Source organism: Rhodococcus sp. T2V, from assembly GCF_029269925.1.
Lineage (GTDB): Bacteria > Actinomycetota > Actinomycetes > Mycobacteriales > Mycobacteriaceae > Rhodococcus_F > Rhodococcus_F koreensis.
Genome location: NZ_JARJBD010000010.1, coordinates 75,702 through 102,586 on the forward strand (window position 1 = coordinate 75,702; position 26,885 = coordinate 102,586).

Annotated in this window: 18 protein-coding genes; 10 read left to right on the forward strand and 8 right to left on the reverse strand. The window is 68.2% G+C overall.

Going from position 1 to position 26,885, the window contains the following annotated elements; genetic code table 11:
* Positions 1 to 9: 9 nt before the first annotated feature.
* The 3 genes from P3H15_RS11605 to P3H15_RS11615 are packed head-to-tail and all read right to left on the reverse strand — an operon-like array spanning position 10 to position 3,497.
* Positions 10 to 1,353: a DUF1254 domain-containing protein gene (locus P3H15_RS11605; RefSeq protein WP_276137362.1), complete on the reverse strand. Its 1,344-nt coding sequence runs from the start codon at positions 1,351 to 1,353 to the stop codon at positions 10 to 12.
* Positions 1,350 to 3,062, reverse strand: a complete 1,713-nt coding sequence (locus P3H15_RS11610; protein ID WP_276137363.1) for a SulP family inorganic anion transporter — start codon at positions 3,060 to 3,062, stop codon at positions 1,350 to 1,352. The genes P3H15_RS11605 and P3H15_RS11610 overlap by 4 nt, the downstream gene beginning before the upstream one ends.
* A 12-nt stretch (positions 3,063 to 3,074) precedes the next feature.
* Positions 3,075 to 3,497 (reverse strand): hypothetical protein, encoded by a 423-nt coding sequence (locus tag P3H15_RS11615; protein ID WP_083395660.1) that lies wholly within the window; start codon positions 3,495 to 3,497, stop codon positions 3,075 to 3,077.
* Between the two features lie 172 nt (positions 3,498 to 3,669).
* Here P3H15_RS11615 and P3H15_RS11620 point away from each other — a divergent pair, with 172 nt between their 5' ends.
* Together P3H15_RS11620 and P3H15_RS11625 are read left to right on the forward strand one after the other, a co-directional pair.
* Positions 3,670 to 4,794: an AI-2E family transporter gene (locus P3H15_RS11620; protein ID WP_276137364.1), complete on the forward strand. Its 1,125-nt coding sequence runs from the start codon at positions 3,670 to 3,672 to the stop codon at positions 4,792 to 4,794.
* Positions 4,791 to 6,599, forward strand: coding sequence for an alkyl/aryl-sulfatase (locus tag P3H15_RS11625; RefSeq protein WP_276137365.1), 1,809 nt, complete (start codon positions 4,791 to 4,793; stop codon positions 6,597 to 6,599). Before P3H15_RS11620 ends, P3H15_RS11625 begins: the two co-directional genes overlap by 4 nt.
* 68 nt (positions 6,600 to 6,667) lie before the next feature.
* Here the strand turns inward: P3H15_RS11625 and P3H15_RS11630 are convergent, their stop codons facing one another.
* Positions 6,668 to 7,957, reverse strand: coding sequence for a M23 family metallopeptidase (locus P3H15_RS11630; protein ID WP_276137366.1), 1,290 nt, complete (start codon positions 7,955 to 7,957; stop codon positions 6,668 to 6,670).
* A 377-nt stretch (positions 7,958 to 8,334) separates the two neighbouring features.
* Here P3H15_RS11630 and P3H15_RS11635 point away from each other — a divergent pair, with 377 nt between their 5' ends.
* The 3 genes from P3H15_RS11635 (at position 8,335) to P3H15_RS11645 (ending at position 13,085) form a co-directional block, all read left to right on the forward strand.
* Positions 8,335 to 10,887 (forward strand): LuxR C-terminal-related transcriptional regulator, encoded by a 2,553-nt coding sequence (locus tag P3H15_RS11635; RefSeq protein WP_276137367.1) that lies wholly within the window; start codon positions 8,335 to 8,337, stop codon positions 10,885 to 10,887.
* A 90-nt stretch (positions 10,888 to 10,977) separates the two neighbouring features.
* The gene (locus P3H15_RS11640) at positions 10,978 to 11,226 is read left to right on the forward strand and encodes a hypothetical protein (protein WP_072938116.1); all 249 of its coding nucleotides are present in this window, start codon (positions 10,978 to 10,980) and stop codon (positions 11,224 to 11,226) included.
* 50 nt (positions 11,227 to 11,276) lie between these two features.
* Positions 11,277 to 13,085 (forward strand): serine/threonine-protein kinase PknD, encoded by a 1,809-nt coding sequence (locus P3H15_RS11645; RefSeq protein WP_276137368.1) that lies wholly within the window; start codon positions 11,277 to 11,279, stop codon positions 13,083 to 13,085.
* 4 nt (positions 13,086 to 13,089) lie between these two features.
* Here P3H15_RS11645 and P3H15_RS11650 read toward each other — a convergent pair whose 3' ends face one another.
* Positions 13,090 to 13,425, reverse strand: a complete 336-nt coding sequence (locus tag P3H15_RS11650) for a WhiB family transcriptional regulator (RefSeq protein ID WP_005253437.1) — start codon at positions 13,423 to 13,425, stop codon at positions 13,090 to 13,092.
* On the reverse strand, positions 13,410 to 14,414 hold the full coding sequence (locus P3H15_RS11655) for an ROK family glucokinase (protein ID WP_072938118.1): 1,005 nt from the start codon (positions 14,412 to 14,414) through the stop codon (positions 13,410 to 13,412). The genes P3H15_RS11650 and P3H15_RS11655 overlap by 16 nt, the downstream gene beginning before the upstream one ends.
* A gap of 264 nt (positions 14,415 to 14,678) precedes the next feature.
* Here P3H15_RS11655 and P3H15_RS11660 point away from each other — a divergent pair, with 264 nt between their 5' ends.
* Complete coding sequence (locus P3H15_RS11660) at positions 14,679 to 15,683, forward strand: FUSC family protein (RefSeq protein WP_276137369.1); 1,005 nt, start codon at positions 14,679 to 14,681, stop codon at positions 15,681 to 15,683.
* Between the two features lie 66 nt (positions 15,684 to 15,749).
* Here P3H15_RS11660 and P3H15_RS11665 read toward each other — a convergent pair whose 3' ends face one another.
* Both P3H15_RS11665 and P3H15_RS11670 read right to left on the reverse strand, forming a co-directional pair.
* Complete coding sequence (locus P3H15_RS11665) at positions 15,750 to 19,523, reverse strand: hypothetical protein (RefSeq protein WP_276137370.1); 3,774 nt, start codon at positions 19,521 to 19,523, stop codon at positions 15,750 to 15,752.
* 234 nt (positions 19,524 to 19,757) lie between these two features.
* On the reverse strand, positions 19,758 to 22,580 hold the full coding sequence (locus P3H15_RS11670) for an AAA family ATPase (protein ID WP_276137371.1): 2,823 nt from the start codon (positions 22,578 to 22,580) through the stop codon (positions 19,758 to 19,760).
* Positions 22,581 to 22,643: 63 nt separating this feature from the next.
* Between P3H15_RS11670 and P3H15_RS11675 the strand changes: the two genes are divergently transcribed.
* The 4 genes from P3H15_RS11675 to P3H15_RS11690 are packed head-to-tail and all read left to right on the forward strand — an operon-like array spanning position 22,644 to position 26,845.
* Positions 22,644 to 23,534 carry a methyltransferase domain-containing protein gene (locus tag P3H15_RS11675; RefSeq protein WP_276137372.1) on the forward strand — a complete coding sequence of 297 codons (891 nt, stop codon included), beginning with the start codon at positions 22,644 to 22,646 and terminating at the stop codon, positions 23,532 to 23,534.
* The gene (locus P3H15_RS11680; protein ID WP_276137373.1) at positions 23,531 to 24,535 is read left to right on the forward strand and encodes an ABC transporter substrate-binding protein; all 1,005 of its coding nucleotides are present in this window, start codon (positions 23,531 to 23,533) and stop codon (positions 24,533 to 24,535) included. The genes P3H15_RS11675 and P3H15_RS11680 overlap by 4 nt, the downstream gene beginning before the upstream one ends.
* Positions 24,532 to 25,299: an ABC transporter ATP-binding protein gene (locus P3H15_RS11685; protein WP_276137374.1), complete on the forward strand. Its 768-nt coding sequence runs from the start codon at positions 24,532 to 24,534 to the stop codon at positions 25,297 to 25,299. Before P3H15_RS11680 ends, P3H15_RS11685 begins: the two co-directional genes overlap by 4 nt.
* Complete coding sequence (locus tag P3H15_RS11690; RefSeq protein ID WP_276137375.1) at positions 25,292 to 26,845, forward strand: ABC transporter permease; 1,554 nt, start codon at positions 25,292 to 25,294, stop codon at positions 26,843 to 26,845. The genes P3H15_RS11685 and P3H15_RS11690 overlap by 8 nt, the downstream gene beginning before the upstream one ends.
* Positions 26,846 to 26,885 lie beyond the last annotated feature (40 nt).

Here is a 26,885-nt window from a genome sequence, read left to right on the forward strand (position 1 = left end):
TCTCCCGGATCACCTGGTCTTCACGATGGGCGGGATCTCGAACGTTCCGTCGAACACCTCGGCTCGGGGGCTGTACATCCGCAGCATCGGCCGGAATCCGGCGTCCGGTGTGGGCAGCCAGTTGGCGCGGGCGACCGGGTCGGCCGGCGCGGTCGCGCCGAGCGTGATGGTCAGCGAACCGTCGTCGGCGAACACCAGTCCCGGGGTGCGGTCGCCGATCGAATAGCGGTCGAGGGGATTGTCGACGAGAAAGAACTCCGGGAGGTCGTACATGGTGATCGACCAGAACGCGTCGACGGGCGGGGTCGGCGCGAACGTGAGTGTGTAGGTGTGTTCGCCGGACAGTTCGTTGCCTTCGCTGTCGTGGTAGGTCGGCGCGTACGCGGCCTCGTAGCCGTGGTTGCCCCACAGTCCCGCCATCGCGGCGCCGGCCCGCAGGCCCAGTGCCTTCGAGCGGTCCTCGATCCGCCACTCGGGTGAGTTCACGGTGCCGACCTCGAAGAAGTCGTCGTTGTAGTCGAAGGCGTGGTACATCAACTGCCAGCCGTTGACGACCGCCGCACCGGCACCCGATTTCAGTGCGGCAACCAACGATTGGTGCCCGGCCTCGGCGCCCGCCGTGAGGACGGACGCGAGATCCGGCGGAGCCTCGAGGTACGGCGACGCCCCGGTCTCGAGCAACCCGAGCGGGGCGAACATCTGCTCGGCGATCAGGTCCTGCGCGGCGGGCGGGTACGCCTGCGAATACACCCGCAGCTTCTCCCAGAACCGAAGGTCCTCGGGGACGTTCGGGTCGGGTGCGGGCAGACCGACCGCCTTCGCCTGGTCGCCGACGGGTTCCAACGTCAGGGCCGACTGCAGTGCCGTCACCCGCTCCAGATCGGCCTCGCCGTCGCAGGCCCAGCGGCCGACGATGGTGCCCACCGACGTGGGGAACGCGATCCTCGTCGCGCCGGCGGGGACCTCGCCGGACCATCCGGGGCCGGTCAGCAGATAACGGCCGGCCGCCGTTCCCGTCGCGCGTTTGCCGACGTACGCGAAATTGTCGGTCCACGCGTCGACGAACTGCAGCACGTAGTACGCGCCGCCGCTGTCGGGCACCCGGAGCAGTTGCGGGCCGTGGCCGAGGTCGATCTGGGCGATCGAGTAAACGGTGTCGTTGTTGACCGAGACGAAGGTGTCCCGCGGCCCGGCGAGTGTGCGGGCATGACTGAACGTGTTGAACGGTGCGGGCGCGAGGCTCCCCATCCCGTCCGCCACGAAACGGTTCACCTGGTCGAGATCGAACACCAGCGGGAAACCGTACACCCACGCCTTCGCGGCGAGTTCCTGTAATTCTGCGCTGACGGTCACGAATCCTCCTCTGGCCGTTTTCGGCTCACATCGGCAAGCGCTTCCCGCACGGTCGGGTACAGGCCGACGGGTGAAGTGTCGGAGTCCGCCCGGCGCATCGTGTCGCGGAACTGGCCGATGTCTCGGGCCACCCGGAGGTCGACGCCCTTGCGTTCCAGGGCGTCCCGCAGTTGCCCGAGCATCTGCGCCGCGCTGACGTCGATGAACGGGGACGTCTCCGCGTCGAGCACCACCGTCCTGATGTCGTCGGTGCACAGTTCTTCGATGCGGTCCTTCACGTGATCGGCGTTGGCGAAGAACAATCCGGACTCGACCCGCACGACCACCACGTGCGGAGTGGAGGGCAGTTCGGGGTGGCGTTCGGCGTCCACCCACAGCGACCCGTCCTTCACGAGCGCCGCGACGTGCGGGCGGGAGGCCTGGTAGAGCAGCAGGAGCATGGAGACGCCGATGCCGATGACCAGCCCGGGCAGGGTGTCGAACAGCAGGACGCCCACCATCGCCGCCAGTGCCGCTGCGAAGTCGGCGCGCGCGGCGTGGCCGTAGATGCTGCCCAGCCGCCTCGTCCACACCCCGTACAGCCTGCGGAGCGCGGCGATGTCGACGAGTTCGACGACGGCGGCGATCACCACCGCGGCCAGGGTCGCCTCGGGCAGGTTCTCGAAGAGGCCGGTGAGGAACAGCAGCGTGACCACGGTCAGTGCGGCGACGACGAGACCGCTGACCTGAGTTTTCGCACCCGCCCCTCCATTCACCGCCGTCTTGGAGAGGCTGCCGTTGACCACCATTCCCGAGCACAGCCCGGAACCGAGGTTTGCGGTGCCGAGGCCGAGAAGTTCCCGGTTCGGGTCGATCTCGTAGCCTTCCTTCGCCGCGTACGTCTTCGCGGCGCCGAGACCTTCGGCGAAGCCGATCAGCAGCACGCCGACCGCCGGACCCAGCAGGTCGACGTAGTCGTCGAACCCGACTCCGGCCGGCAGACCGAGCGAGGGCAGACCCGGATCGATGTGACCGACGATGTCGACGCCCCGGTCGTCCAGTCCGAACAGCGACACTGCCGCGATCCCGAGGAGCACGGCGAGCAGGGATCCCGGGACCAGCGGCAGCCAGCGTGTGAACCCGAGCACCACCACCAGGCTGAGACCGCCGGCGACGAGCGTCACCCAGTGCAGGTCCCCGAGGTGGGTGAGCACGCCCCAGGCCTGTTCGAAGAAGTTGCCCTTCTCCTTCTCCACTCCGAACAGCGCGGGCACCTGTCCGATGATGATGGTGAGGGCGAGGCCGACGATGAAGCCCTTCAGCACCGGCTCGGAGATGAACGAGGCGATGAATCCGAGGCGCAGCAGACCGGCCAGCAGCCCCGCGATCCCGGTGGCGATCGCGAGGACGGCGGACAGCGCTGCATACTTTCCGCCGTCCGCACCGGCCAGCGGCGCGACGATGGCCGCCGACAGAGCTGCGGTCGCCGACACCGGGCCCACCACGAGGTGACGCGAGCTGCCTGCCGCCGCGTACAGGATCAGTGCCGGGACCGCCGCGTAGAGGCCGACGACCGGTGGCACCCCCGCGATGGTCGCGTAGGCCAGTGCCTCCGGGACCAGCACCGCCCACACGGTCAGGCCCGCGATCACATCGGGCCTGACCCACCCCCGTTGGTAGTCCCGCAGCGAGCCGAACACCGGCCAGGTGCCGGTCACGGTCCTCACCACGTCGTCATCGTCCTAGTCCCTGGCGGTGTCCCAGGTGGTGACCGCCCAGATCACGACGACGTCGAGTGCGATGATCAGGATCGACCACAGTGGGTAGTAGGGCAGCCACAGGAAGTTGGCGAGGATCGACAGCGCGGCGATGCAGACCGCGACGACGCGAGCCCACGTGGCGCCCGTCATCAGTCCGATCGCGCTGATGGCCAGGACGACGCCCAGCACGATGTGGATCCAGCCCCACGCGGTGGTGTCGAACTGGTAGGTGTACTGGACGCCGATGACCAGCAGGTCGTCGGACGCGACTGCGGCGATGCCCTGGAAGAAGGAGATCACGCCGACGGTCAGCAGCAATATCGCCGCTGCCAGTGAAGTTCCTGCTGCAAAACCCTGCTTCACAGGGCTGTCCGTCCTGGACTCCGGGGTAGTCGTCATGTCCATGCCCTTCTCGAAAGTGTGTTTGCGAACAGTGGAATCGTCCGACCCCCGGCGGTGGGAGGCATCATCCGCGCCGGGTGATCCTCATCTGCAACGGATGATGTGACGCCGACGCGCCAGTGCAAGAGTCGAATCGGGGCATCCCGGAACCCCCGGCGTTGCGAAGGGACACGCGATGATCGATCCGCAGGACGTATCCGGCGCGGAGCCGGACTCTCGGTGGTCGATGCCGCGGGGCCTGATCGTGATCCTCGGACTGGCCGCGCTCGTCGTCACCGTGGCCGGGATCCAGGTGGCGGCACCGATCCTCGCCCCGATCTTCCTCGCCCTCATGCTCACCGTCGCGGTCCATCCGCTCCCCGTATGGCTGCACGGGAAGGGCGTGCCTGCGTGGCTCGCGACGATCGCCGCGATCCTGGTCGTCAACGGCATCCTCGTCGTACTCGTGCTGTCGCTGGCGCTGTCGGTCGCGCAGCTCGCCACGCTGCTCCCTCAGTACGCGGACGACTTCACGTCCCTCATCGACGACGCCGAGAGCTTCCTGAACAGCAACGGCGTGAACTCCGCCAGCGCCCAGACCCTGCTCTCCCAGGTGGATTACGCCACGGTGTTCGGTTTCGTGGAGGGCATCCTGCAGGCCATGCTGGGGGTCTTCTCGAACCTGTTGTTCCTCGCCGCCCTCCTGCTGTTCATGGCGGTCGACGGAAGCTCCTACGGTTCGCGGATGAGCATCGTCACGCGGATGCGCCCCGACATCGCCACCGCCCTGTCCGCCTTCTCCCTCGGCACCCGCAAGTACCTGGTCGTGACCACCGTCTTCGGATTGATCGTCGCCGTCATCGACACCGGGGCACTGTGGGCACTGGGGATTCCGCTGCCGATCCTGTGGGGCCTGCTGTCGTTCATCACCAACTACATCCCGAACGTGGGCTTCGTTCTCGGACTCGTCCCGCCCGCCCTGCTCGCGCTGCTCCAGGGCGGGCCGGGGCTGATGCTGACCGTCATCGTCCTGTACAGCGTCATCAACGTCATCATCCAGTCCGTGATCCAGCCCAAGTTCGTCGGGGACGCGGTCGGCCTGTCCGTGACCTTCACGTTCCTGTCGCTCGTGTTCTGGACGTGGATCCTCGGACCGCTCGGCGCGATCCTCGCCATCCCGCTGACGCTGATGGCGAAGGCACTGCTGATCGACATCGACCCGTCCACGCGGTGGGTCAACACGATCCTCAGCAGCTCACCCACACCCCCGGCACCGGCCACCACCCCCACCCCGCCACGACACGAGAAGGAAGAACCATGACACCCGACTTCTCCGACACCACCGATTTCGAGGACGCCGACCGCGGTTTCGTCGACCGTCTCGACCCCTGCACCGTCACGGACGCGGACGGTCGCACGGTATGGGACATGCAGGAGTACGCGTTCCTGTCCGGCGACTGCCCGGACACGGCCGACCCGAGTCTGTGGCGGCAATCGCAACTGTGCGCGAAGGACGGGCTGTACGAGGTCACCGACGGCATCTACCAGCTGCGCGGAATCGACCTGTCCAACATGACGATCGTCGAGGGCGAGACGGGTGTGCTGGTGATCGACCCGCTCATCTCGCAGGAGACCGCGGCCGCCGCGCTCGCGCTGTACCGGAAGAACCGGGGCGACCGGCCCGTCACCGGCGTCATCTACACCCACTCCCACATCGACCACTTCGGCGGCGTCGTCGGCGTCCTCCCGGACGGTCGCGGCGACGTCCCGATCCTCGCGCCCGAAGGGTTCCTCGAACACGCGGTCTCCGAGAACATCTACGCCGGAACGGCAATGGGCAGGCGCGCCACCTACATGTACGGGCCGCTGCTCCCCAAGGGTCCGCGCGGGCACCTCGGTGCGGGGCTCGGGACGAACACGTCGACCGGCAGGCCCGGGCTGATCCCGCCGACCGTCGACATCACCCACACCGGCCAGGAGGAGACCGTCGACGGCATCCGGATCCTCTTCCAGGTGACGCCCGGAACGGAGGCACCCGCCGAGATGAACTTCCTGTTCCCCGACCACCGGGCACTGTGCATGGCCGAGAACGCCACCCACAACCTGCACAATCTCCTCACACTGCGGGGTGCGCTGGTCCGGGATCCCCGCGCCTGGTCGCGGTATCTCGACCAGGCGATCGAGATGTTCGACGGCGGCTACGACGTCGCGTTCGCGTCCCACCACTGGCCGACGTGGGGTCGCGACCGGGTGGTGAAATTCCTGTCGGAGCAGCGCGACCTGTACCAGTACCTGCACGACCAGACGCTGAGAATGCTCAACGCGGGACTGACCGGGATCGAGATCGCCGATAACTTCCCACTGCCGCCCGCCCTCGAATCCGCCTGGCATGCGCGCGGGTACTACGGCTCGGTCAGCCACAACGTGAAGGCGATCTACCAGCGGTACATGGGCTGGTTCGACGGCAACCCGACATCGCTGTGGCAGCATCCGCCCGAAAGCGCGGCGACCCGCTACGTCGAATGCATGGGCGGCCAGGACGAGGTCCGGTCGAAGGCGACACAGTACCTCGAGCGCGGAGATCTGCGGTTCGCCGCCGAACTGCTCAAGCACGCCGTGTTCGCCGACCCCTCCGACGACGCGGCCAAGGACCTGCTGGCGCGCACGTACGAACAACTCGGGTTCGGCGCCGAGAACGCCACCTGGCGCAACTTCTACCTCACCGGGGCACTCGAACTGCGCGGCGGCATCACCGCCCCGCCGCTCAGCGACCTCGGCGCGGACATGCTGAGCGCCCTGACGATCGACCAGATCTTCGACTCCGTCGCCCTCCGCATCAACGGCCCGCGAGCCTGGGACGCCACCCTCGTCGCGGAGTGGCACTTCACCGAACCCGAAGCGCACTACCGGACGACGCTGTCCAACGGCGCGCTCATCCAGACAGTCGCGCCGAGGACCGCGTCGCAACCGGACGTCACGCTGACCCTGACGAAGATGCAGTTGCTCGCGCTGTTCGCCGGCCGGGGTCTGGAGGGGATCGAGGTGACGGGTGACCCGTCGAAACTCCTCGCCCTCACCGCATTGCTCGACCCGCCCGACAACGCGTTCCCGATCGTCACGCCGTAGGCGCTCCGCGCCCGTGCGTGGTCAAGGAGTCCAGAGACTCCCTAACCACGCACGGGCGGCGGAGCCGCCTAACCGAAGTCGACGATCGCGAGGTTGCTCGGAAGCTGATCCGTCCGCGGCTCACCGTTGGGCAGTTTTCCCTGCAGGAACTGCCCCGACAGGTAGTCGTCCGCGTCGAGGATCTGCTGCGGCGCCACCTGCCCCTCGTATTCGAAGCTGTCGAAGACGTACGGCAGGGAGTCGGCGTAGAGCAGGCTCGGGCCGTTCATGAGCTGGAAGTGCAGGTGCGACGCGTTGGCGTTGCCGGTGTTCCCGAGTTTCGCGAGGGTGTCGCCCTTCGAGACCTTGTCCCCGGGCTTGACGAGCAGCGAACCCTCGATGAAGTGCGCGTACATCGCGTAGACGCCGCCCCCGAGGTCGAGGACGACGTGGTTGCCGTCGACGTTTTCGACGGTGAGTTTCGCGGCGAGTTCCGGCACCTCGGCGGGCAGTGTGCCCGGGGCGTTGGCGGGCACGTTGTCGAGCGTGGCCACGACCGTTCCGTCGGCGACGGCGTACACGTCGGACCCGTAGTCGACGTAGCTTTCGTTCTTCGTCCGGTCGCCGGTGTAGAACTCGCCCTGGTCGTTCGTGCGTTTCCAGTCGATCGCGAACCGCTGACTGTTGTTGATCCTGCCGTCGACCGGGAGTGGCGACGTGCGGTGCGGGAAGCCCGGCAGGCAGCAGCCGTTGAGGGCAATCCAGTTGTCGCCCTTCAGCGGTGGCGAGATGACGCGTGGGGTCCCGGCATCGATGTCGAGGGCGGTGGTCAGATAGTCGACGGGGGCCGGTTCCCGCGACGACGGGGCCGCGGCGGCGCTGCCGTAGAGGTGGTGGAGCACCGCCTTCGGGGCCTGATCGAGCGAGTCGAACGTGTAGTCGACGAACACGATGCGACTTTCCTGCGGCGGAATCGCCGTGGAGGTGGCGGCCGGGGCGGTGAGCATCCGCAGCCGGTTGCAGTCGCCGTACGGACAATTCGGCTCGACGAGCGCCGCACCGGAGAACGACGCGATCACCTTCGACGGGTCGGTCCCGTCGACGACGTCCAGTTTGTCGAGGATCGCCGGGACGGGTGTCGCGTTCGTCAACTGGAGGTCGTAGGCGACCTGGTACTTCCCGTCGGTGCCCGGGAACGGGAAGGTCGGATCACCGATCGGGGTGAGGATCAGTCCCGTGTAGGCGTCGGGCACGGTGACCGCGCCGGTCCCGCCTGCCGTGGTCGGCGACGTGCTCGTCTCCGGCGCATCGTCGCTGGTCGAGCACCCCGCCGCGACGAGTGCGATCGACATCATCAGCCCGGCAACTGCCAACTTCATGGTCACTCCATTCAGGCGCTTCGCGCCCGTGCGCCTTTCTGGTTGTTCCCGCCCTACCACAAAGGCGCACGGGTGGCGTAGCCGCCTGTGGTCATCGTCCGCCGATCCGCCGGCTACGGATTCACCCGTCTCGTGTGAACTTCGGATTGCTGCCGGTTTGCGGAAACCACGTTCATCCACACAGAACCCGTGGTTCTCGCTAAAATCATCGCACCGGCTTACTGCGTCGGAGATTGACGTTTGTCGAAGATCGTTTCTCGGTGCAGCGAGAATTGGGGGTCGGCGTGACGGCAGCACCGCTCGGGGAATTTCATCTGAGTACTCGAATACCGTCGAGTGCAGGGGGTCGAACGGTCACCCGGACCCGCCTGCACACCATGCTCACCGACGCACTCACCGACGAGACCCACCCCTATCCGGTCGCGCTGGTCTGCGCGCCGGCCGGGTCGGGAAAGACACGGGCGGTGGCCGACTGGGCGCGGGAGTTGCTGGCCGCCGACGACGCCCCGACCATTGCCTGGCTCACGATCGAGGAGCGGCACAACGACCTCGACGTCGTCCACCGGGCGATCCTCCGCGCGCTCACCGACTCCGGAAATCCTCGCCTGCAGAAGGCGTGCGCCGGGCTCGTTTCCGAGTCACCGGACCTCGGTGCCACGTTGTCGGCCGCGCTGCACGAACTCGGCGAGAACATCTGGATGATCATCGACGACGCCCATCTCCTGCGCGACACCGACGTGCTCACCGACCTCGAGTCGTTCATGCGCTGGCAACCACCGATGCTGCGGACGGTCATCGTCGGACGGTTCGAGCCGCCGCTCGCGCTGCAGCGGCTTCGCCTGGACGGCAGGCTGTTCACGCTCACGGCAACGGATCTCGCCTTCACGTCCGACGAGTCCGCCGAAATGCTCGACGAGCACGGCGTGGTGCTGTCCCCGGACGATCTCGACGCCCTCATGGTGCGCACGGAGGGCTGGGCTGCCGGAATCCGGCTGGCGGGAATGTCTTTGGAAGGACATCCGGATCCGAGCCGATTGATCACCGAGTTCTCGGGCGACCGCCGGGCCGTCGCCGACTATCTCATCGAGGAGGTCCTCGCCGGCCAGACCGACGAGATGCGCGAGTTCCTCCTGCGCACGTCCGTCCCCGTCTCGTTCACGGTCGAACTCGCCGAGAAACTCACGGGCTGCACCGATGCGCACGGCAACATCGATTGGCTCGAGCACCACAATTTCCTGATCAGCCGGATCACCGAGAACCCCACGCACTACCGCTACCACCCGCTGCTGCGCAGTTATCTGCGCGCGGAGATCAGCCGGATCGGCCACGTCGAAGTCGAGCATCTCGAATTGACGGCGGCCCACTGGCACGACGAATTCGGGGATGCGCTGCTCGCACTCGAACACGCGGTGAACTCCGGTGATCACGACGAGATCGTGGCTCTGCTGGCCCGGACGTCGCTGCCCCTGATCATCGGGGGCCACGGCGAGGCCGTCGACCGGATTCTCACCCGGGCGCCCCGGGCGTCGCAGGACCATCCGTCGGCGCGGCTGCTCCGCGCCGCCGCCGCGCTCGCCTCGGGAAACATCCCGGTGGCCACGTCGACCCTCGAACTCCTCGACCGCAGGAAGTCGGGTCTGCTGGTGGACGGCGCCACCGAATCCCGGGTGCACCTGCTGCTCCGCGAATCGCTGCGGGTGCAGACCGCGATCGGCACCGGCGACATCGAGACCGCGCTGAAGCGGCTGCAGAGCGTGGGCGGCGGATCGAGCGGCGACCCCGATCTCGACGCGTTCGTCCTGCTCCAGGAAGGGCGTGCGCTGCTCTTCCTCGGACGGGACGACGACGCGGAGGCCGTGCTCGGGAGGTCGCTCGCGCACGCGAGGCTCGGCGACGCACCGTTGAGCGTCATGTACTGCCTGGGGACTCTCGCCGCCGTCGCGATGTCGCGGGGGGACGTGATGGTGGCGTCCGAACTGGTGGACGAGGCCCTGACGATCGGCCGGACGCAGTCGGCGACGAGCGATCCGACGTTCCAGTTGACGAAGCTGATCGACTCCTGGTGCCGCTACATGCGGATGGACCCCGACGCCGCCCGCGTCGCCGCCGAATCCGCCGAGGCGTTGCGTCGCGCGAGCACCGGAACCGCGGGTCTCGCCGACGGCGCCGCGGCCCTGTTCGGTCTCGACGAGTCCGAACACCGGCACGGTTCGGTGACGATGGTGCATGCGGACAGCCCCGTGTCGTCCGCGCTGCCGATGCCGCCGGGAATCCGGGCGGTGCTGCTGCCCGCCATCCAGTACGCGTATCTGTCCGCCGGTGAGATCGGGTGGGCGCACGAGTTGGCCACCGAGGCGCAGTCCTTCCTCGGGCCCACGGGCGACACCCCCCTCGTCGAGGCGATCATCCACCTGCATCTGCACCGCCTCGACCTGGCCCGCCGGACGATCCAGCCGGTCCTGGACGGTGAACTGGAATGCGCGGCGGGCACCAACCTGATCGCGGCGTGGCTCGTGGACGCGTCGATCGCGCTTGCCCGCAAACATGATTCGCGCGCCCACAGCGCACTCACCGAGGCGTTGCGTCTCGCGGAGCCGCAGTCGGTGCTGCGTCCGTTCCACGACTGCGGACCACAGATCCGGGATCTTCTCGTGCGGAGCACCGGCCGGTTCGGGGTGCTCGAACCGTTCGCGGAGAGGCTCCGCGCGTCGTTCCCGCGGTCGGAGAGCACGGCATCCGACATGCTCACTCCCCGTGAACTGGAACTCCTCGTGGAGCTTCCGTCCTGGCGCACCGCCGAGCAGATCGCGGCCGACCTGTGCGTGTCGGTGAACACGGTGAAGACGCATCTGCGCGGGATCTACCGCAAACTCGGCGTCACGTCCCGCCGCGACGCGATCGCCGCCGCGCAACACAACGGTTTGCTCTGAGACGGTTCACCACTTGCGGGTGAGGCGCGTCACCGTTCCGTCGGTCACCCTGAAATCTACGGCTGACCGAGTTCTGGAACGACGATGCGAATGAAGGAGCCCGCCGTGGTGCGTCCTGAATCGAACTGGCCCGGCAAGGTCAGGTACGCCTTCCTGATCAGCGGCGCCCTGTCCGATCGGGTGCTGGCGGCCTTCCCCGAGTTGGACGTCTCGGACGTCACGACCGGTGACACGACGCTCTACGGTCCGGTCGACGGCCCGACGGATCTCCGCGGCATGCTGGCCCGCTTCGACGCTCTGGGACTGACTGTCATCGAGATGCGCAGGCTACCGGACTGACCGGGCGTCGGAGTTCAATGGTGAAGGGTCCCGGGAGGCGGTGAAGCCGAGTGAGCGGCGAGTTCGAACCGGGCACGGTGTTTGCCGGCTACGTGATCGAACGGGTTCTGGGACGAGGCGGGATGGGCACTGTCTACCTCGCCCAGCATCCCAACCTGCCGCGCAAGGTCGCTCTCAAACTGCTCGACACGTCGTGGACGAGCGACGACTACGTCCGGTCGCGTTTCGAGTCGGAAGCGGACCACGCCGCCCATCTCGACCACCCCAACATCGTCACCGTCCACGACCGCGGCCGCGAGGGCGGCAGGTTGTGGATCGCGATGCAGTACGTTCCCGGCGTCGACGCCCGGAGAGCACTCAATTCCGGGGCACTGGACGTCGAGCGCGCCGTGCACATCGTCAGCGAGACCGGGAAGGCGCTCGATCACGCGCACGAGGCGGGGATCCTGCATCGCGACGTGAAGCCGGCGAACATCCTGCTCGCGCCGGGCGACCCCGAACGTGTGCTGCTCACCGATTTCGGCACCGCCAAGGCCCTGGACGAGACGCACCAGCTGACCCGCACCGGGATGCTGGTGGCGACGCTGCACTACGCGGCGCCCGAGCAGATCGAGGGCCGGAAACTCGACCACCGCGTCGACATCTACGCGTTGGGCTGCACCTTCTTCCATCTGCTCACCAACGAACCGCCGTATCCCGGGACCACCGCGTCCTCGGTGATGCACGGTCATCTGAACGGGCCGATTCCCAAGCCGAGCGTGGTACGCCCCGGGCTGCCCGCCGGCGTCGACGCCGTCGTCGCGCGCGCCATGGCCAAGGACCGCGAGGAGCGCTACTCGACGTGTCGTGAGTTCAGCGACGCCGTCCACGCGATCGAGTGGGACGCGCCCGGCAGCGTCACCCGTCCTGCTGCCCTCGCCGACTCCGCCGCGACCACCCGGACGGGCCGTCCCGCCGTGACCCGGCCCGACGCCGAGCCGGGTGCGGAGCCGACGACACCGACGACGGTCGCGGGCCGGTGGCGGCGCACGCGCTGGCTGCTCGCCGCCCTTCTGGCGGTTGTCCTCGTCGCCGCCGCTGTCGCCTATGTCGTCTGGCCGGGCGAGGAGTCGGCCGACGGGCAGGTGGTGCTCCCGCTGACCGGCTTGCAGAGCCCGGCCGGGCTCGCGGTCTCGGGCAGCGGGAACCTGTACATCGCGGACAGCGCGGCCAAACAGGTTCTGGAGGTGCGGGCCGGGTCCTACGAGCAGACGGTTCTCCCCTTCACCGGACTCGAGGTTCCGCAGGGAGTTGCGGTCGGCACGTCCGGCGACGTGTACGTCTCCGATCTCGTGACCAACACCGTGACGATGCTGCGCGGCAGCACCCAGGTACCGATGCCGATCGGCGGGCTGAACCAGCCGTTCGGAATCGCGCTCGGACCGGATGGAACGCTGTACGTCGCGGACACGCTGAACAACCGGGTGATGGCCCTGCGCGACGTCACCGCCGATCCCGTCGCGGTGCCGCTGACGGTGATCGGGCCGTTCGCCGTCGCCGTCGGTGAGCAGGGCGATCTGTACGTCGGCACGCCCAACAAGGTGCTCGCGTGGAACGCCGCCACCCGCGCCCAGAGCTTCCTGCCGTTCACCGACCTCCAGAGCGTCGGTGGTGTCGCGGTCGACGACGAGGGAACCGTGTACGCGATCGACCAGAACCACAACCGGATTCTGCGGCTGCCCGCCGGTTCGGACGAGCAGGAGGTCCTCCCGTTCACGGGACTGGACCAGCCGGAGGGGATCGCCGTGTCGAGCCGGGGCGACGTGTACGTCGCGGACACCGACAACAGCCGGGTGGTCATGCTGCCCGCGGGCAGCTGACCGCTCAGGCCTGGCGTGCCAGGTCGAACCCGAACGATTCGGCGACGGCCTCGTCCACCCGGCCGTGGTGATTGGCGAGCAGTTCTTCGCGTTCGTTCGCGGAGAGACCGCCCCAGATGCCGTACGGCTCACCGACACTGAGCGCGTGCTCTCGGCACTGCACCAGCACGGGGCAGCCGCGGCAGATCATCTTGGCGCGGAAGTCCCGCATCTCGCGTGCCCGGCCACGTTCGCGGTCGGGGTGGAAGAAGGTGGACGACTCGTAGCCGCGGCACGCGGCGTCCCTCTGCCAGTCCCACACCTCGGCGACCGGAATGGGAAGACTCAACCGATTGGACATTGCACTCCTCCAGATACTCGTGAGCCGTTGTGTGCGAGCCCGAGAACTCGTTCCCGGGCCAGATCGGCGGCGCCGACGATGCCGACGTTCGCGCCGAGTTCCGCCAGTCGCACCTCGGCGACCGGTCGATGTGCGCGTCCCGTGAGACGGTTCTCGAAAGCGGCGGCGGCGGGACCGCGCAGCAGTTCACCGGCCTCGCAGACTCCCCCGCCGATGATGAACAGGTCGGGGTCGAAGAACGCGGCGATGTCCGCCATGCCGTGTCCCAGCCAGGAACCGATCACCCGGAAACATTCGAGCGCGGCGGGGTCGCCGTCCTGCGCGGCGGCGGTGACGTGGAGGCCGGTGATGGCGTCCGCCCTGCCGCCTGCACGGGCGAGGAGGTCGGCGGCGAAACCCGGCGACACGTTCGCGAGGTCCTGCGCTTCCCGGACGAGTGCCCGCCCGCTGGCGTAACGCTCCCAGCAGCCGTGGTTGCCGCAGCCGCACCGGCGGCCGTGCGGTTCGACGTTGAGGTGCCCGAACTCCGCGGCCACCCCGAACTTGCCGCGGTGGAGGACGCCGTCGACGACGATGCCGCCGCCGATCCCGGTTCCCACGGTGAGCACGACGACGGTCTGTCCCGTCCGCCCGGCCCCGAAGCGCGCTTCGCCCCAGGCCGCGGCGTTGGCGTCGTTCTCCACCACCGTCGGCAATCCGCACGCCGCCTCGACCACCGCACCGAGCGGTTCGTTGCGCCAGGCGAGGTTCGGCGCGAACAGCACGGTGCTGAGGTCGGCGGCGACGAAACCTGCCGCGCCGATGCCGACGGCCTGGACCGGGTGGGTATCGGCCAGATCCCGGACGAGTTCGGCGATGACGTTCTCGACACCGCGCGCATCGTGGGACGGGGTGTCACGACGCACCATCCGGTGGATGACTCCGTCGGTGTCGACCACGCCGGCAGCGATCTTCGTGCCACCCACGTCGATGCCAATTGTCAGAGCCATGTCTCGTGTCCTCTTCAAATCTACGAGTGAGCGGTGTCACGCTGACACTAGAGGACCTTTGGCTCGTTATCAATACGTACTTTGGTTTTTCTGAGAACAAAGTGCTGAGTATGTCAGCACCGATCGGCCGCTTCGCGATCTCATCCCCGAGGAGTGATCCGCATCCGCACAGGTAGGAGGAATCTGAGATCGCGATCGCCGAATCGCACGAAGGAGGATTCGATGAGCTCCCCATGGTCGATCGAGCCGGCAGGCCCGTAGCCCGTGCCCGGCGCCCACGAGCAGCCGGAACCGGGCGAGACCGGCACCCGGCGTATCGACTGGCAATGGCGAGCCGCGGCGCTCGGCGCCGTCGACGCCGCGCCGGCCGCCGCGGTCACCGCCGTCGCAGTCCCTTCGGGTGTCGCGCTGGCGGTGGGGGTGCTGCCCGCGGCAATCATCGGACTGCCGCCGACCCGACGGGCGCGGGCTGCACTGATTCTCATCGGGATCCTGACCGGGCTGCCGATGGTGCTGGGCTCACTCGTCGCCCGCACACCCCTGCTGGCGATCGTTGTCGTGTTCGCCCTCGCAGTCGGTGCGGCGGCGCTCGCACGGACCACCGTCGCGAAACGGCGAAACCTCAGCAAGGTCTTGTCGACGCTGTCGGTGCCGCTGGTCGGAGTCGGGCTCAGCTACGACGACCCGGCGACAGCAGTCGGGCTCGCTGTGCTCATGATCGGCGGTTCGGTGTTCGCGTACCTCGTTTCGCTGTTGCTCCCCGAACATGCCGCCGACGTGCCCGCCCGGCCCGAGACCGCGATCACCCTCGGGTACGGCGTCCGACTCGGCGCCGCAGGCGCGACCGCCGCCGCGATCGGGTTCGCCCTCGACCTCGACCACGTCGGCTGGGCCTGCGCAGCAGCACTTCTCGTGATGCGTCCCGACACCGACGAACAGATGACCCGCATGGCGGGACGGATCGCGTCGATGCTCATCGGGGGAACGGCGGCCGTGCTCGTCGTCGGTGCGACTCCCGCCGACTGGGTCTACAGCGCTGCGGTCGTCGCGGTCGTCGCGACCGCCGCGGCAACCCACCGCAGTCGCTGGTACGTGACCTCCACGTTCACCACGTTCCTCGTGTTCGTCCTGCTGCTGTATTCCGATCCCGAACAGGCCGAATACCGCTTCACCGAACGGCTTTCCGAAACCGTGCTCGGCGTCGCCATCGCGTTCCTCTTCGGCATCGCCGTCCCCGCCCTGGGGCGGCGGACGCAATGGTCCCGCTGACCGCGTCCCGATGATCGGTGCGTCGCATGAACATCCGACGTCATGGCGAGTACCGGGTCGGTTCGGTCACGTGAGCACAGCGGCGGGTGCGCCGGTCGTGAGGCCGGAGACCGCGTACACCGCGCCATCCTGGTAATCGGTGACGTACAGCGTGTCGCCTGCGAGCAGCACGTTCCGGAGCGGACCGTACGGCCCGCTGACCGCGCCGTCTTCGTCGGTGACGAAGGTTCCGACGACGGTGTTGGTAGCGGTGTCGATCACCGCGACGGTTCGTCCATCCCCGACGGTGACGAATGCCCGGCTGCCGTCGGGGCTCAGCGCCAGGTCCTGCGCGTCGCCGGTCAGTCGCACGTTCTCGAGCGTGGTGCCGTACGTGGCACTGGCCGGATCGATGTCGATCACGGAGACGAGTCCGTATCCGCCCGTCACGCGCCACAGCCGTCCGGTGTTGTCGACGATGAACTGTCCGTTGGAGAAGCCGCCGGAGGCGAGTTCCACGGTGCTGACGTGCTGGGTGACGTACAGCCGGTTTCCGTTCACGACGGTGAGGCTGTGCGAAACGTCGGTGAATTCGCTGCTCGTCCTGGTGTGGTCCCACGTGGGCCCGACCGTGATGGTGCCGACTGTGGTCAGGGACTCGGTGTCGATGACGCTGACGGTCGACCCGTTCGCGCCGTACAGGTAGCGGCCGTCCGCACTGACTTCCAGGCTGCCGTAGGAGCCGAGCGGTTGCGAAGCCACGACGGTGTTCGTGGCGGTATCGACCGCCGACACCGTGCCGTCCTCACCGCTGGCGTAGAGGCGCGTCCCGTCGGGGCTGACGGCCAACTCCTGCGCCAGGGAATAGCCCTGAAAGTCGGGCGAGATGGGCAGCCCGATCGTGTCGATGACGGTGCCGGTGGTCGTGTCGATCACCGAGATGGTCCCGGCCCATGGGCTGTCGACGTACACCCGGTCCACGTCCGGGGCGGCCGCGATGTTCGACGACGCCCAGTCGACCGCGATCGGCGTCCCGACGGTCCCATCTGCGTCGATGACCTGCACGTAGCCGTCCTCGCTGACGACGTACAGCCGATCGTCGACCACGGCCGCGCCTGTCGGGGACCCCACCGTGATCTCCGTCGACTCGACGTCGAAGACGACCTGGGGAGGGGTCGGCGAAACGGAAACGGTGACAACGATGTTCGTTCTTGCCTGGCCGCTGTCTGTGAGGGTGATGGTGAACTGGTCGGCGTCCTCTCCCGGTGTGTGCAGGGCGAGGTCGCGGGCGGCGGCGGTCGGGGTGTAGGTGAAGGTCACGCCGTCGGAGAGGACCGATCCGGACCCGGGCGCGGTGTTCGTGAAGGTCACCGGGTCGCCGTCCGGGTCTCTGGGGTCGACGAGGGTGACGACGACCGCGCCGTCGGACGCCCGAGGTGCGCCGGCCGTCCAGGTCGCTGTGGGCGCGGAGTTCACGTAGGTGAGCGTCAGGGCCCGGACCCGCCCGTCGGCCGCATCGGTGACAAGCATCCGGGAACCGTCGGCACTGAGCGCGATGGAGTGGTCGCCGGACTCGGCGGGCGAGTCGAGGGAGAGGGTGGACACGACGGTGTTGGTGCGCGTGTCGACGACGGTCAGTGTGTCCGGATTGGAGACGACATAGGCTGCGCTTCCGTCGGGGGTGACGCGCACGGCGGTCGGCTGGGAACCGACGGCGACGGTGGCGACGACGGTGTTGGTGGCGGTGTCGATCACCGAGACGGTGTTGTTGGCGCGGTTGGTGACGTACGCGCGGGTGCCGGCCGGGTTGACGGCGACGGCGGTGGGTGTGGTGCCGGTTCTGACGGTGGCGACGACCGTGTTGGTGGCGGTGTCGATGACCGAGACGGTGTTGCTGCTGCGGTTGGTGACGTACGCGCGGGTGCCGGCGGGGGTGTCGGCGACGGCGACGGCGTTGGGCGTGATGCCGGTCTTGACGGTGGCGACGACGGTGTTGGTGGCCGTGTTGATCACCGAGACGGTGCCGCTGCCGCTGTTGGTGACGTACGCGCGGGTGCCGGCCGGGTTGACGGCGACGGCGCTGGGTGTGGTGCCGGTCTTGACGGTGGCGACGACCGTGTTGGTGGCGGTGTTGATGACCGACACGGTGCCGCTGCCGCTGTTGGTGACATAGACCCGGGTCCCGGTCGGGTTGGCCGCGACACCGGTCGGCGACGTGCCGACGGTCACCGAACCGACGACGGCGTTGTTTGCGTCGAGCACGGATACGCTCTTCGAACCCTGGTTTGCCACATAGGTTCTGGTGCCGGCGAAGACCGCACCGGACGGGTTGGATCCGACAGTGGTGGACTGCGCGACCTGCATCCGTGCCGCCGACACCGGCACCTGCACGGTCACCGGGGTGCTGGACTGCCCGGAGGTCGGGGTGACGGTGAACGAGTCGAACGAGTTGTAATCGGCGCTCGGGTCCAGCGCGGCAACCTGGCGCGCTACCTGGGTTGGGGTGTACTTGAAGCCGCCGGTCGCGTCGTCGACGGTGACCGTGCCGCGGCTCGGCGGTCCGGTGACCGTGTAATCGGACGCAGTGATCGAGACGAGCACCGAACCGGTGCTGCGGTCGGGCACACCGACGATCGGCCCGGCAGTGGATGCAGAGAGCGCGGCGATGGATGTGGTGCTCGCGGCGGCGAACGATTCGATCGGCTCGCTGGTCGTGACGGGGGCGGCAGCCAGCGCTCGGCTCGCGTCGGTGATGACTGCCTTCTCCTGTCGACGGCACCATGCCGCGGCCAGCGCCCAGAACGTCGGCGACTCGATCGGCACCTGTGGGTCATTCGACAGGAACGGGCGTAGCCCGAGGGCGCCGAGCACCTTCGACACGACGCTGGATGCGACTTCTACCGCCGGGGTGGGGAGAGACGGGGCCGACGCCTGCATCCCGACCTGCGGCGCATCGGCACGGGTGACGGGCACCGAGCGCGTCAGGGCTGCCGTCCCGTCGATCGTGGTGATCGCGGGAGCCGTCGCCGGTACTGCTTCCGGAATCGCTGCCGGCGCGTCCGGGACGAGTTCGCGCACTGCCGCGGTCTTGGCCGCGGCGGCCGGGTCGAGGGCCGCGCCGGATCCGTCCGTCACCGGTGTCGGCGACAGGTTCGGCACACCGACGTCGCCTACAGGTGCGCGGTCGTCACCCTGCGGGGATGTCGAGGACGCCGGCGAATCCGATCGCTCGGTGACTGCTCGTTCCGGAGACCGGTCGGCCCGCGCGATCGCGGCACCGGACTCGTCGATCGTATCCGGTGCCGTGGCGGCAGAACTCGATCCGACCTGCCCGGACTCGTCTGCTGTCGTGCCCGGATCGGGTGTCGTGGGGTCGGGTGCCGTGGAGGTGTCGGGAGTCGTCACGTCGGACCCGTTCGCGTCGTTGTCCGAGGACGTGGATTCGGTACCCGTAGTGGATTGCGAATCCGTGCCGGACGTGGATTGCGAATCCGTGCCGGACGTGGATTGCAAATCCGTGCCGGACGTGGATTGCGAATCCGTGTTCGAGTCGCCGGTCGTCGACGATCCGGATCTGCCGGTCGACGAGTCCGAGTCGGTATCCGATGCGCCGGATGACGACCGGTCCGACGAAGTTCTGTCAGTCGATCGGTCCGTGGATCTCCCGTCGGACGATGTCCGGTCGGCGGAATCGGAACTCGACGACGCAGACGAGTCGTCGACGGACGGTGCTGCCACCGCCATGCCGGCCGGCGCGACCGCAAGCCCGATGCCCAGTGCCACAGCCAGCTCGCCGAGATGTTTGAGGTGCTTGTCGTTCTGGAAGTGCTTGTCGTTGTCGACGTGCCTGTCGTTGTTCATGAGGTACTCCTCCACGAGGACGCTTCGTCCCACCGAGGATGCGCGAGTAGAGCTTCCGCCTCATTCAGCTGTCTTCTGTCATGGATCTGTTTCTCCTCGGGTCGCCGAGTGACGGCGAAGTATCGCGAGTCGGTCTGCGGTGGGTATGTATCTCAGCCTCGTCCGAGCAGTGGCCGGAGGCCATGGGGTGCGACCGAAGTCTCGGCCGTAGTCTTTTGTTTCGGGGGTGGAAGCTCAGCTTTGGAGCGCCCGGGCAAGTTCCTGACGGGAGTGGATCTCGAGCTTGCTGTAGGAGTTGGAGAGGTGCAGTTCAACCGTCCGGAGGGTGACGAACAGGGCCTGGGCGATTTCCTTGTTGCTGATGCCGGTCGCTGCGAGCTCGGCGACACGGCGCTCGCTGGCTGTCAGCGCATCGACGCCGGTGCCGGCCCGTCGGCGTGGCCGGGCGCCGGTGGCTCGCAGCTCGTCCGTAGCCCGATCGGCCAGGGGCGTGGCCGCGCAGCGGTGTGCTAGCTCCATTCCTTCACGCAGCACCGTCCGCGCGGTGGTGCGTTGTCCGTCCCGCCGCAGCGCGGAACCGAGGTCGACCAGTGCTTCGGCACGCCAGAGTTGGGCGGGTGATGCGGCAAGAGTGTCGACAGCCTGTTGGAGCATGTCCAGGCCGTCCTTGCCTCCGTGGACGAGGCCGCGGACGCGGAGGGCCCCTCCGATGGCGCGCTGGGATTGTGCGGCGGTCGCGGCGACCAGGGCCTCGTCGGCGAGGCCCTGGGCACGGTCGTGGTCGCCGAGGGCGTGCAGAACCGGCACCAGCGCGATGCGGGCGTCGTGGTCCCATGGGATCAGTCCGCGGTTGGTCTTCAGGCCCCGCAGTGCCTCTTCGAGATCGGTGCGTGCGGTTGTGAGGTCGCCTTGGGCGGCGCGCAGTCGTCCTCGGACGATGTGCGAGCCGATCGACAGCGGCGATGTAACCAGCGCGCCGTCGAGGCCGTTGTCGACGAGTAATGCGTCGGCCTCGTCCACTCGACCGCGGTCGGTCAACACATCGATCAAGGGGAAGACGACGGTGTAGCGGAAGTGGATATACGTCAGTCCCTGTGCGCCGACTGCGGCGCGAAGGTCCGCCTCGGCGCCGCGCAGGTCGCCGTGGCGGTGCCGCGTCAGCCCGCGTAGCCACAGCGCCCTGGCGATCCATTGAGGTGAGCCGGTGCGTTCGGCATGGCGGACCGCGCGGGAGAGGAGCTGTTCGGCGATGTCGTAGCGTGCCGCCGCGATGAGGCAGAAGGTGACGTTCGTTCGCCACAGCGGGTGCCCGCCCTGGCTCGTCAACGCGGGATGTGACGCTGAGCGCTCGGCGAGGTCACCGGCCTCGGCGACGGCGTGGCCGGCGGTCAGTGCGCTGCGGGCCACGAACGACAGCAGGAGGCACTCGGCGGCCGACTGGGCGGGCAGGTCGCGGAAGCGTTGCGCCTCGTCTTCGAATCGAATCGGTAGGTCCGGGTTGAACAGCAGTGCGCCCAATCGTGCAGCCTCGAGCTGAAGTGCGAGCTCGCGGTCGTGGTCGCGCACGGCGGCGCCGACGTGCTCGTAGAGTGGGATTTGCTCGCGCTGGTTGGCGGGGTCGGTGTGCGTCGTCCAGGCGAGTGCGATGACTGCGCGAGCGCGTGCGGCGGGGTCGCGTGCGGTCTCGCCCGCTTCGCGGAGATGGCGCGGGGCGGCGTGGTCGCCGATTTCGTGCTCGGCGGTGCCGAGTTCGAAGAGGATCTGGGGTCGATCTCGTTCCTGGGGTGGCTCGTCGAGTGCGCGTCGCAGAAGCGCAGCCGCGGTGTCGGGTGCCCCGCTGGTGAGTGCGCGCCGGGCTGCGTCCCGCAGCATTGTGACCGTTTCGCGGTCGCCGCTGGGGTCGCTTGCGAGTAGGTGCACGGCGATCCCGCGGGGGTCGGCGTACTGCTCGGTGAGCAGGCGTGCGGCACCGGCGTGCAGGCGGTTGCGTTCAGTGGCGTCGATGTCGTCGTAGATCACCGTCCGGACGATCGGGTGCACGAACCGTAGAGGCTCGCCCGGTTCGAGTACTGCGAGTTCGGTCAGCGCATCGGCCAGCGTGCGTGCCTGTGCGGGTTTCACGTTGGCCAGCCGGGCACAGTTGACCAGCCCTGCCGCATCGCCCAGAACGGACACCGACCGGGCCAGTGCCGGTGCCGCCGGGGCGAGGCGGCTGACGCGTAACAGCACTGCCGCCGCGACTCGCTCGGGCACCACCCGGGACACGGTTGCCGGGTCGATCCGTTCGGCTGGGCAGGCGTCGCGTCGAAGGTCTCCGAGGAGTTCGGAGAGCAGGAACGGATTGCCGCCGGTGGCCTCTGTGCACGCGCGGCACAATGCGGGGCCCGTATCCGCGCCGAGGGCTGCTTTCACCAGGGTAGCGACGGCTGCCTCGCTGAGTGGTTGGGGGCGAAGGATCGGTGGCTGGGTCTCGAGCAGTAGCGAGCTCAGGGTGTCGTGGTGTTTGTCGACACCGGTTCGCATCGTGAGGGTCAGTACGACGGGCAGACCGGGGAGCCGGTGAGCGAGGTGGAGTAGGAACCGCAGCGATGGCTCATCGGCCCAGTGGACGTCGTCGACGGCGAGCATCAGCGGTCTTTGCTCGGCCATGTTGACCACGAGCCAGTACAGGCCGTGCAGAGTGGCGAATGCGAGGTCGCCGCTCTCGTCGTCGACGCCGGTGATGGCGGAGAACACCGGTTCGGCCAGTCTCGCCGCTCCGGCCAGCAACCGGGTTCGTTCCTCGCCGCCCGCCCCCGTCAGCCGGGCTTCGAGCAACTGACGGACAACCCCGAATCCGAAGCCGCGCTCGAGTTCGCCGGCACGAGCGATCAGTACATCGATGTGCAATGTTCGAGCACGCCGGCGGAGTTCGTCGAGTAGCACGGTCTTACCGATGCCGGGCGGTCCCTCGATCAGCAATACCCGGCCGGTGCCCGTGACCGCCTGTTGCAGTACGTCATCGAGCGCGGCGAGGTCGTCCTCGCGGTCGAGGAGGATGCGTGTGGGCGAAAACATTTCGGCCGACACTTCGGGTGTCACCCCTGTCGCAAACCAGCCATTCGTACGATCATCACATATATGAGTGCACGAGGTGGCGCGAATGACATTGCGCCGCGATCGCGGTACCTGTTCGACAATTCCGCTCCCGAGGCGGGTGCCCGCCTCGCCGGCCTGGAAACGTTGTACGACGGGGTGACGCGCCGCCATCTCGACCGGCTGGGGATCGGTGCCGGATGGCGCTGTCTCGAGGTCGGCGCGGGCGGTGGCTCGGTTGCGCGGTTCATGAGTGAGCGGGTCGGAGCTACCGGCCATGTTCTGGCCACGGACATCGACACAGATCGGATTCCTCGACCGACTCCCGCGAACCTGGAGCTGCGCCGCCACGACATCGGGGTGGACCCGCTGCCGCAGGACAGTTTCGACCTCGTCCACGCCCGCGCAGTTCTGGCATTCGTTCCCGAACGTGAGGCCGCGCTGTCGAGGATGGTGGCGGCCCTCGAATGCGGCGGCTGGCTGCTGGTCGAGGAGCTGGTTCCTTCGCTGATCGAGGAGCTCGATCCGCAGGACGATCCGGATACCGCGTTCGTACGGAAATGGCGTCAGGCACTGCGCGAGCTGATGCGACGCACTGCCGGCGACCCGGGTTTCGGGTTCCGGTTGCCACGCGTCGTCCGCGCCGCCGGGCTCGTCGACGTCGGCGCGGAGGGCTACTTCATGCCGTTCCGCACCGCGGCGGTTGTCGCGCTCGCACGGGCGAACATCGACCAGACCGGTGGCGCGATCGTCGAGGCCGGGCTGATGACCGCCGCGGAGCTCGATCGCTACGCTGCCGTGCTGGAACGGAGCGACTGTTCGTACCCCGTGTCGCTGCCGTTGATCTCGGTGTGGGGGCGCCGCACGTCGTCCGTCCCCAATCGAGGGGAAGTGCTCGGCCTGCGGTGGGACAGCCACGGAGAGCAGGAACGATGACGCCGGGACCATCGCTCCGCCGGCACGTGCGGCGATTCGCGGCACTGCTCGTTGCGGCCGTACTGGTTGCAGGATGCGGTCTGGAGAGGGACGACGTTCCGCCGGACAGGCCGAGCGTCACCGATGTCCGGGTGGCGATATTGCCCACCGGCAACGTGCTGCCGGTGCATCTCGCCGATACCCGGGGGATCTTCGAGCGGAACGGACTGCGGATCACACGCACCGAGGGCCAGGACGCCTCCGTGTTCCTGGCCGGGCTGGAGCAGGGGCAGTACGACATCGTGATGAGCGTGCCGACACTCGTGCTGGTCGGCGCCGAGCGCGGGCTCAATGCGCAGGTCATCTCCCGGATGCAGCGATCCTCTGCGGCGGAGCCGAACACCGTCTGGGTCACGCGTGACGAATCCATCGACTCGATCGCGCAACTCGAGGGCAAGACGATCGGGGTGCCGGCGCTGACCGGTGTGCTCACCGATTCGCTGGTCTATCTGCTGCAGAACAACGGCGTCGCCCGCGACGACGTCAAGTTCGTTCAGCTGCCCTTCGCGGCGATGGGAGATCAGTTGAAGGCGGGCCGGGTCGATGCCGTCGTTGCGTCCATCCCCTACGGCGCAGAGCTGGCTGCGCGAGGCTTCAGGATCCACGAAGATGTCGTGGTGGAGGCCGTCCGGGACGCGAGCGGCGGGACGATCGACACAGGAATGACCGCATTGTTCGCATCGTCATCGACGTTCGCTGACGAGCACCCCGACACGATCACGGCGTGGCGCACGTCTCTCGAGGAGGCAATCGACTACCTCCACACGCATGAGGCCGAAGCGCGCACCCTGCTGCAGACGTGGCTGAAGATGCCGCCCGAGGTCGCCGAGCGCGTACCCCTGCCCGGCTGGACCGTCGAGATCACGGCAAACGACCTACGGCCCTACGTGACGATCTCGAAGGCCGTCGGCACCATCCAGGGCGATCCGGACGTCGACGCGCTGGTGTGGCGGGGCCCTTGACCGCTTACGAGGTCGACGGCGTGGGGGTTCGGCTGACGTCGACCGACGGTCCACGGCAGATTCTGCGCGACGTGTCCTTCGCCGTTACTGCGGGAGAGATCGTCGGAATCGTCGGCCCCTCGGGCACGGGCAAGACCACCCTGCTCAGAGTCCTCGGCGGGCTGGTGTCCCCGTCCTGCGGCGCCGTCGTCCTCGACCGGCAGCCGGTGACCCGGCCGCCCAGTGGGGTGGTGATGGTCTTCCAGGACTACGGCAACGCATTGCTTCCCTGGCGAACCGTGGCACGCAACACCGCGCTCGGACTCGAGCGGCACGTCGGCCGCGACGAGCGACGGCACCGGGTCGAGCAGGCGCTGCGCATGGTCGGTCTCCAGGACCGCGGCTCGGACTATCCGTGGCAGCTGTCGGGCGGCATGGCGCAACGCGTGCAGATCGCGCGTGCCCTGGCGCTCGAACCGAGGGTGCTGTTGATGGACGAGCCGTTCGGGGCGCTCGACGCGTTGACCAAGGCGTCGCTGCAGGACGTGCTCCTGCGTGTGCAGCAGCAGACCGGTGCCACGATCGTGTTCATCACTCATGACCTCGACGAGGCGATCTATCTCAGCGACCGCGTACTCGTGCTCAACCACACTCCCGGCGTCATCACGCTCACCGTGCCGACCGAATTGCCCTGGCCACGAGATCAATTGACGACGCGGGAACTGCCGCGCTACCTGCAGGTCCGGCATCTACTCGGACAGGCCCTGCGGGGCGAGGATGGTTAGCCGTCCGCGCGTCGTGGGGCTGATCGTGCCGCTGACCGCGATCGCCGTGTGGCAACTGCTGGTGTCCGCCGACGTGCTCGACTACGAGTACCTGCCGGCGCCGCGCGAGGTCGCCGATGCCCTCGCCGATCTGGTTCGGACGGGGGAACTCGCCGACGATCTCGCGCACACCCTGGGCGTGGCACTCGCTGCCGCCGCGATCACGCTGACGGTCGGGGGCGCGCTGGGTTTGCTCATCGGGCTCGTTCCCACACTGCGGACGTACTTGATGGCGTCGATCGACGTGCTGCGCACGATCCCGGCCGTCGCGCTCGTGCCGGTCGCAGTGCTGACCTTCGGACCCGCGGTCACCACCGAACTGATCCTCGCTGTCTACGCTGCGCTGTGGCCGGTCCTGATCCACACCGCCGCCGGCGTGGCGGCGGTGCACCCGCGCCAGTACGACGTCGCGCGAACGCTGCACATACCGCGTGCGGCGACAGTTCGGAAGGTCGTCATTCCCGCTGTGGTGCCGGCGTGGCTGGTCGGCGCGCGTGTGGCGGCTGTCGTTGCGCTGCTGGTCGCCATCGCGGCCGAGATGATCAGCTCTCCGCGAGGCCTCGGCGGTGGCCTGATCGAGTCGCTGAACGCGCTGACGCCCGCACGTATGTGGGCGTACGCCCTCGTAGCCGGCATTGTCGGCTACCTGCTGAACACCGCTCTGCGCGAGGTCGTTCGCAGCGGACTTCCCAGCGGCCCCGCGCACGCTGCACGCGCGACGACCAACGCTGCGGACCACGTCGGCGCATCGGCGACGACGCCTCTCCGCGGACTGGTGCCGCTTGCCACGCTGCTGATCGGGTGGCAGCTCGTCGCCAGTGATGATTCGTTGTCCTTCCCGCCGCCGGGCACATGGTTCGGAGCGATCGCACGCATGTACGACGAGGGCGTGTTGTTGCCTGCGATCGGACAGACGCTGACGACGTTCGTTGTCGCACTGGCACTTGCGGCGTTCATCGGCGCAGCAGTGGGGATCGCGATCGGCGCGTCACCGTGGATCGATCGCACCCTCTCGCCGACCGTCGACTTCCTGGCCGCCGTACCCGGCGCCGCGTTCGTCCCCGTCGCAGTACTGATTCTCGGCACTTCGCCCGTGAGTGGTGTCGCGGTTGTGGCCCTGGTCGTATCGTGGCCGATCCTGCTGAACACCGCGACAGCGATGCGCGCCGTCCCCGCCGTGCGCCTGGACATGTCGCGCACCCTGGGCCTGTCGACCGGTGAGCGATGGCGCAAGGTCATACTGCCCACCCTCGCTCCCGGAATCATGCTCGGTGTGCGGGTTGCAGCGTCGATGGCGTTGATCATCACGCTTCTGGTCGACATCCTCGGCGCCGGCGAAGGCATCGGACGACTACTCGTCGAGAGCCAGCAGAAGTTCGACGCGCGCGCCGTCTGGGGCCTGCTGTTGATCGTCGGCACCGTCGGGTACCTGACCAGCGCCACCCTGACGCGGGTCGCAGCGCGAGGTCACCCGCCACCGGACGAACGGGACGCTCGTTCGATCTGACGCAACGAGCGTCCCGTTCGTCCGAAGTGGGAGTGGGGCG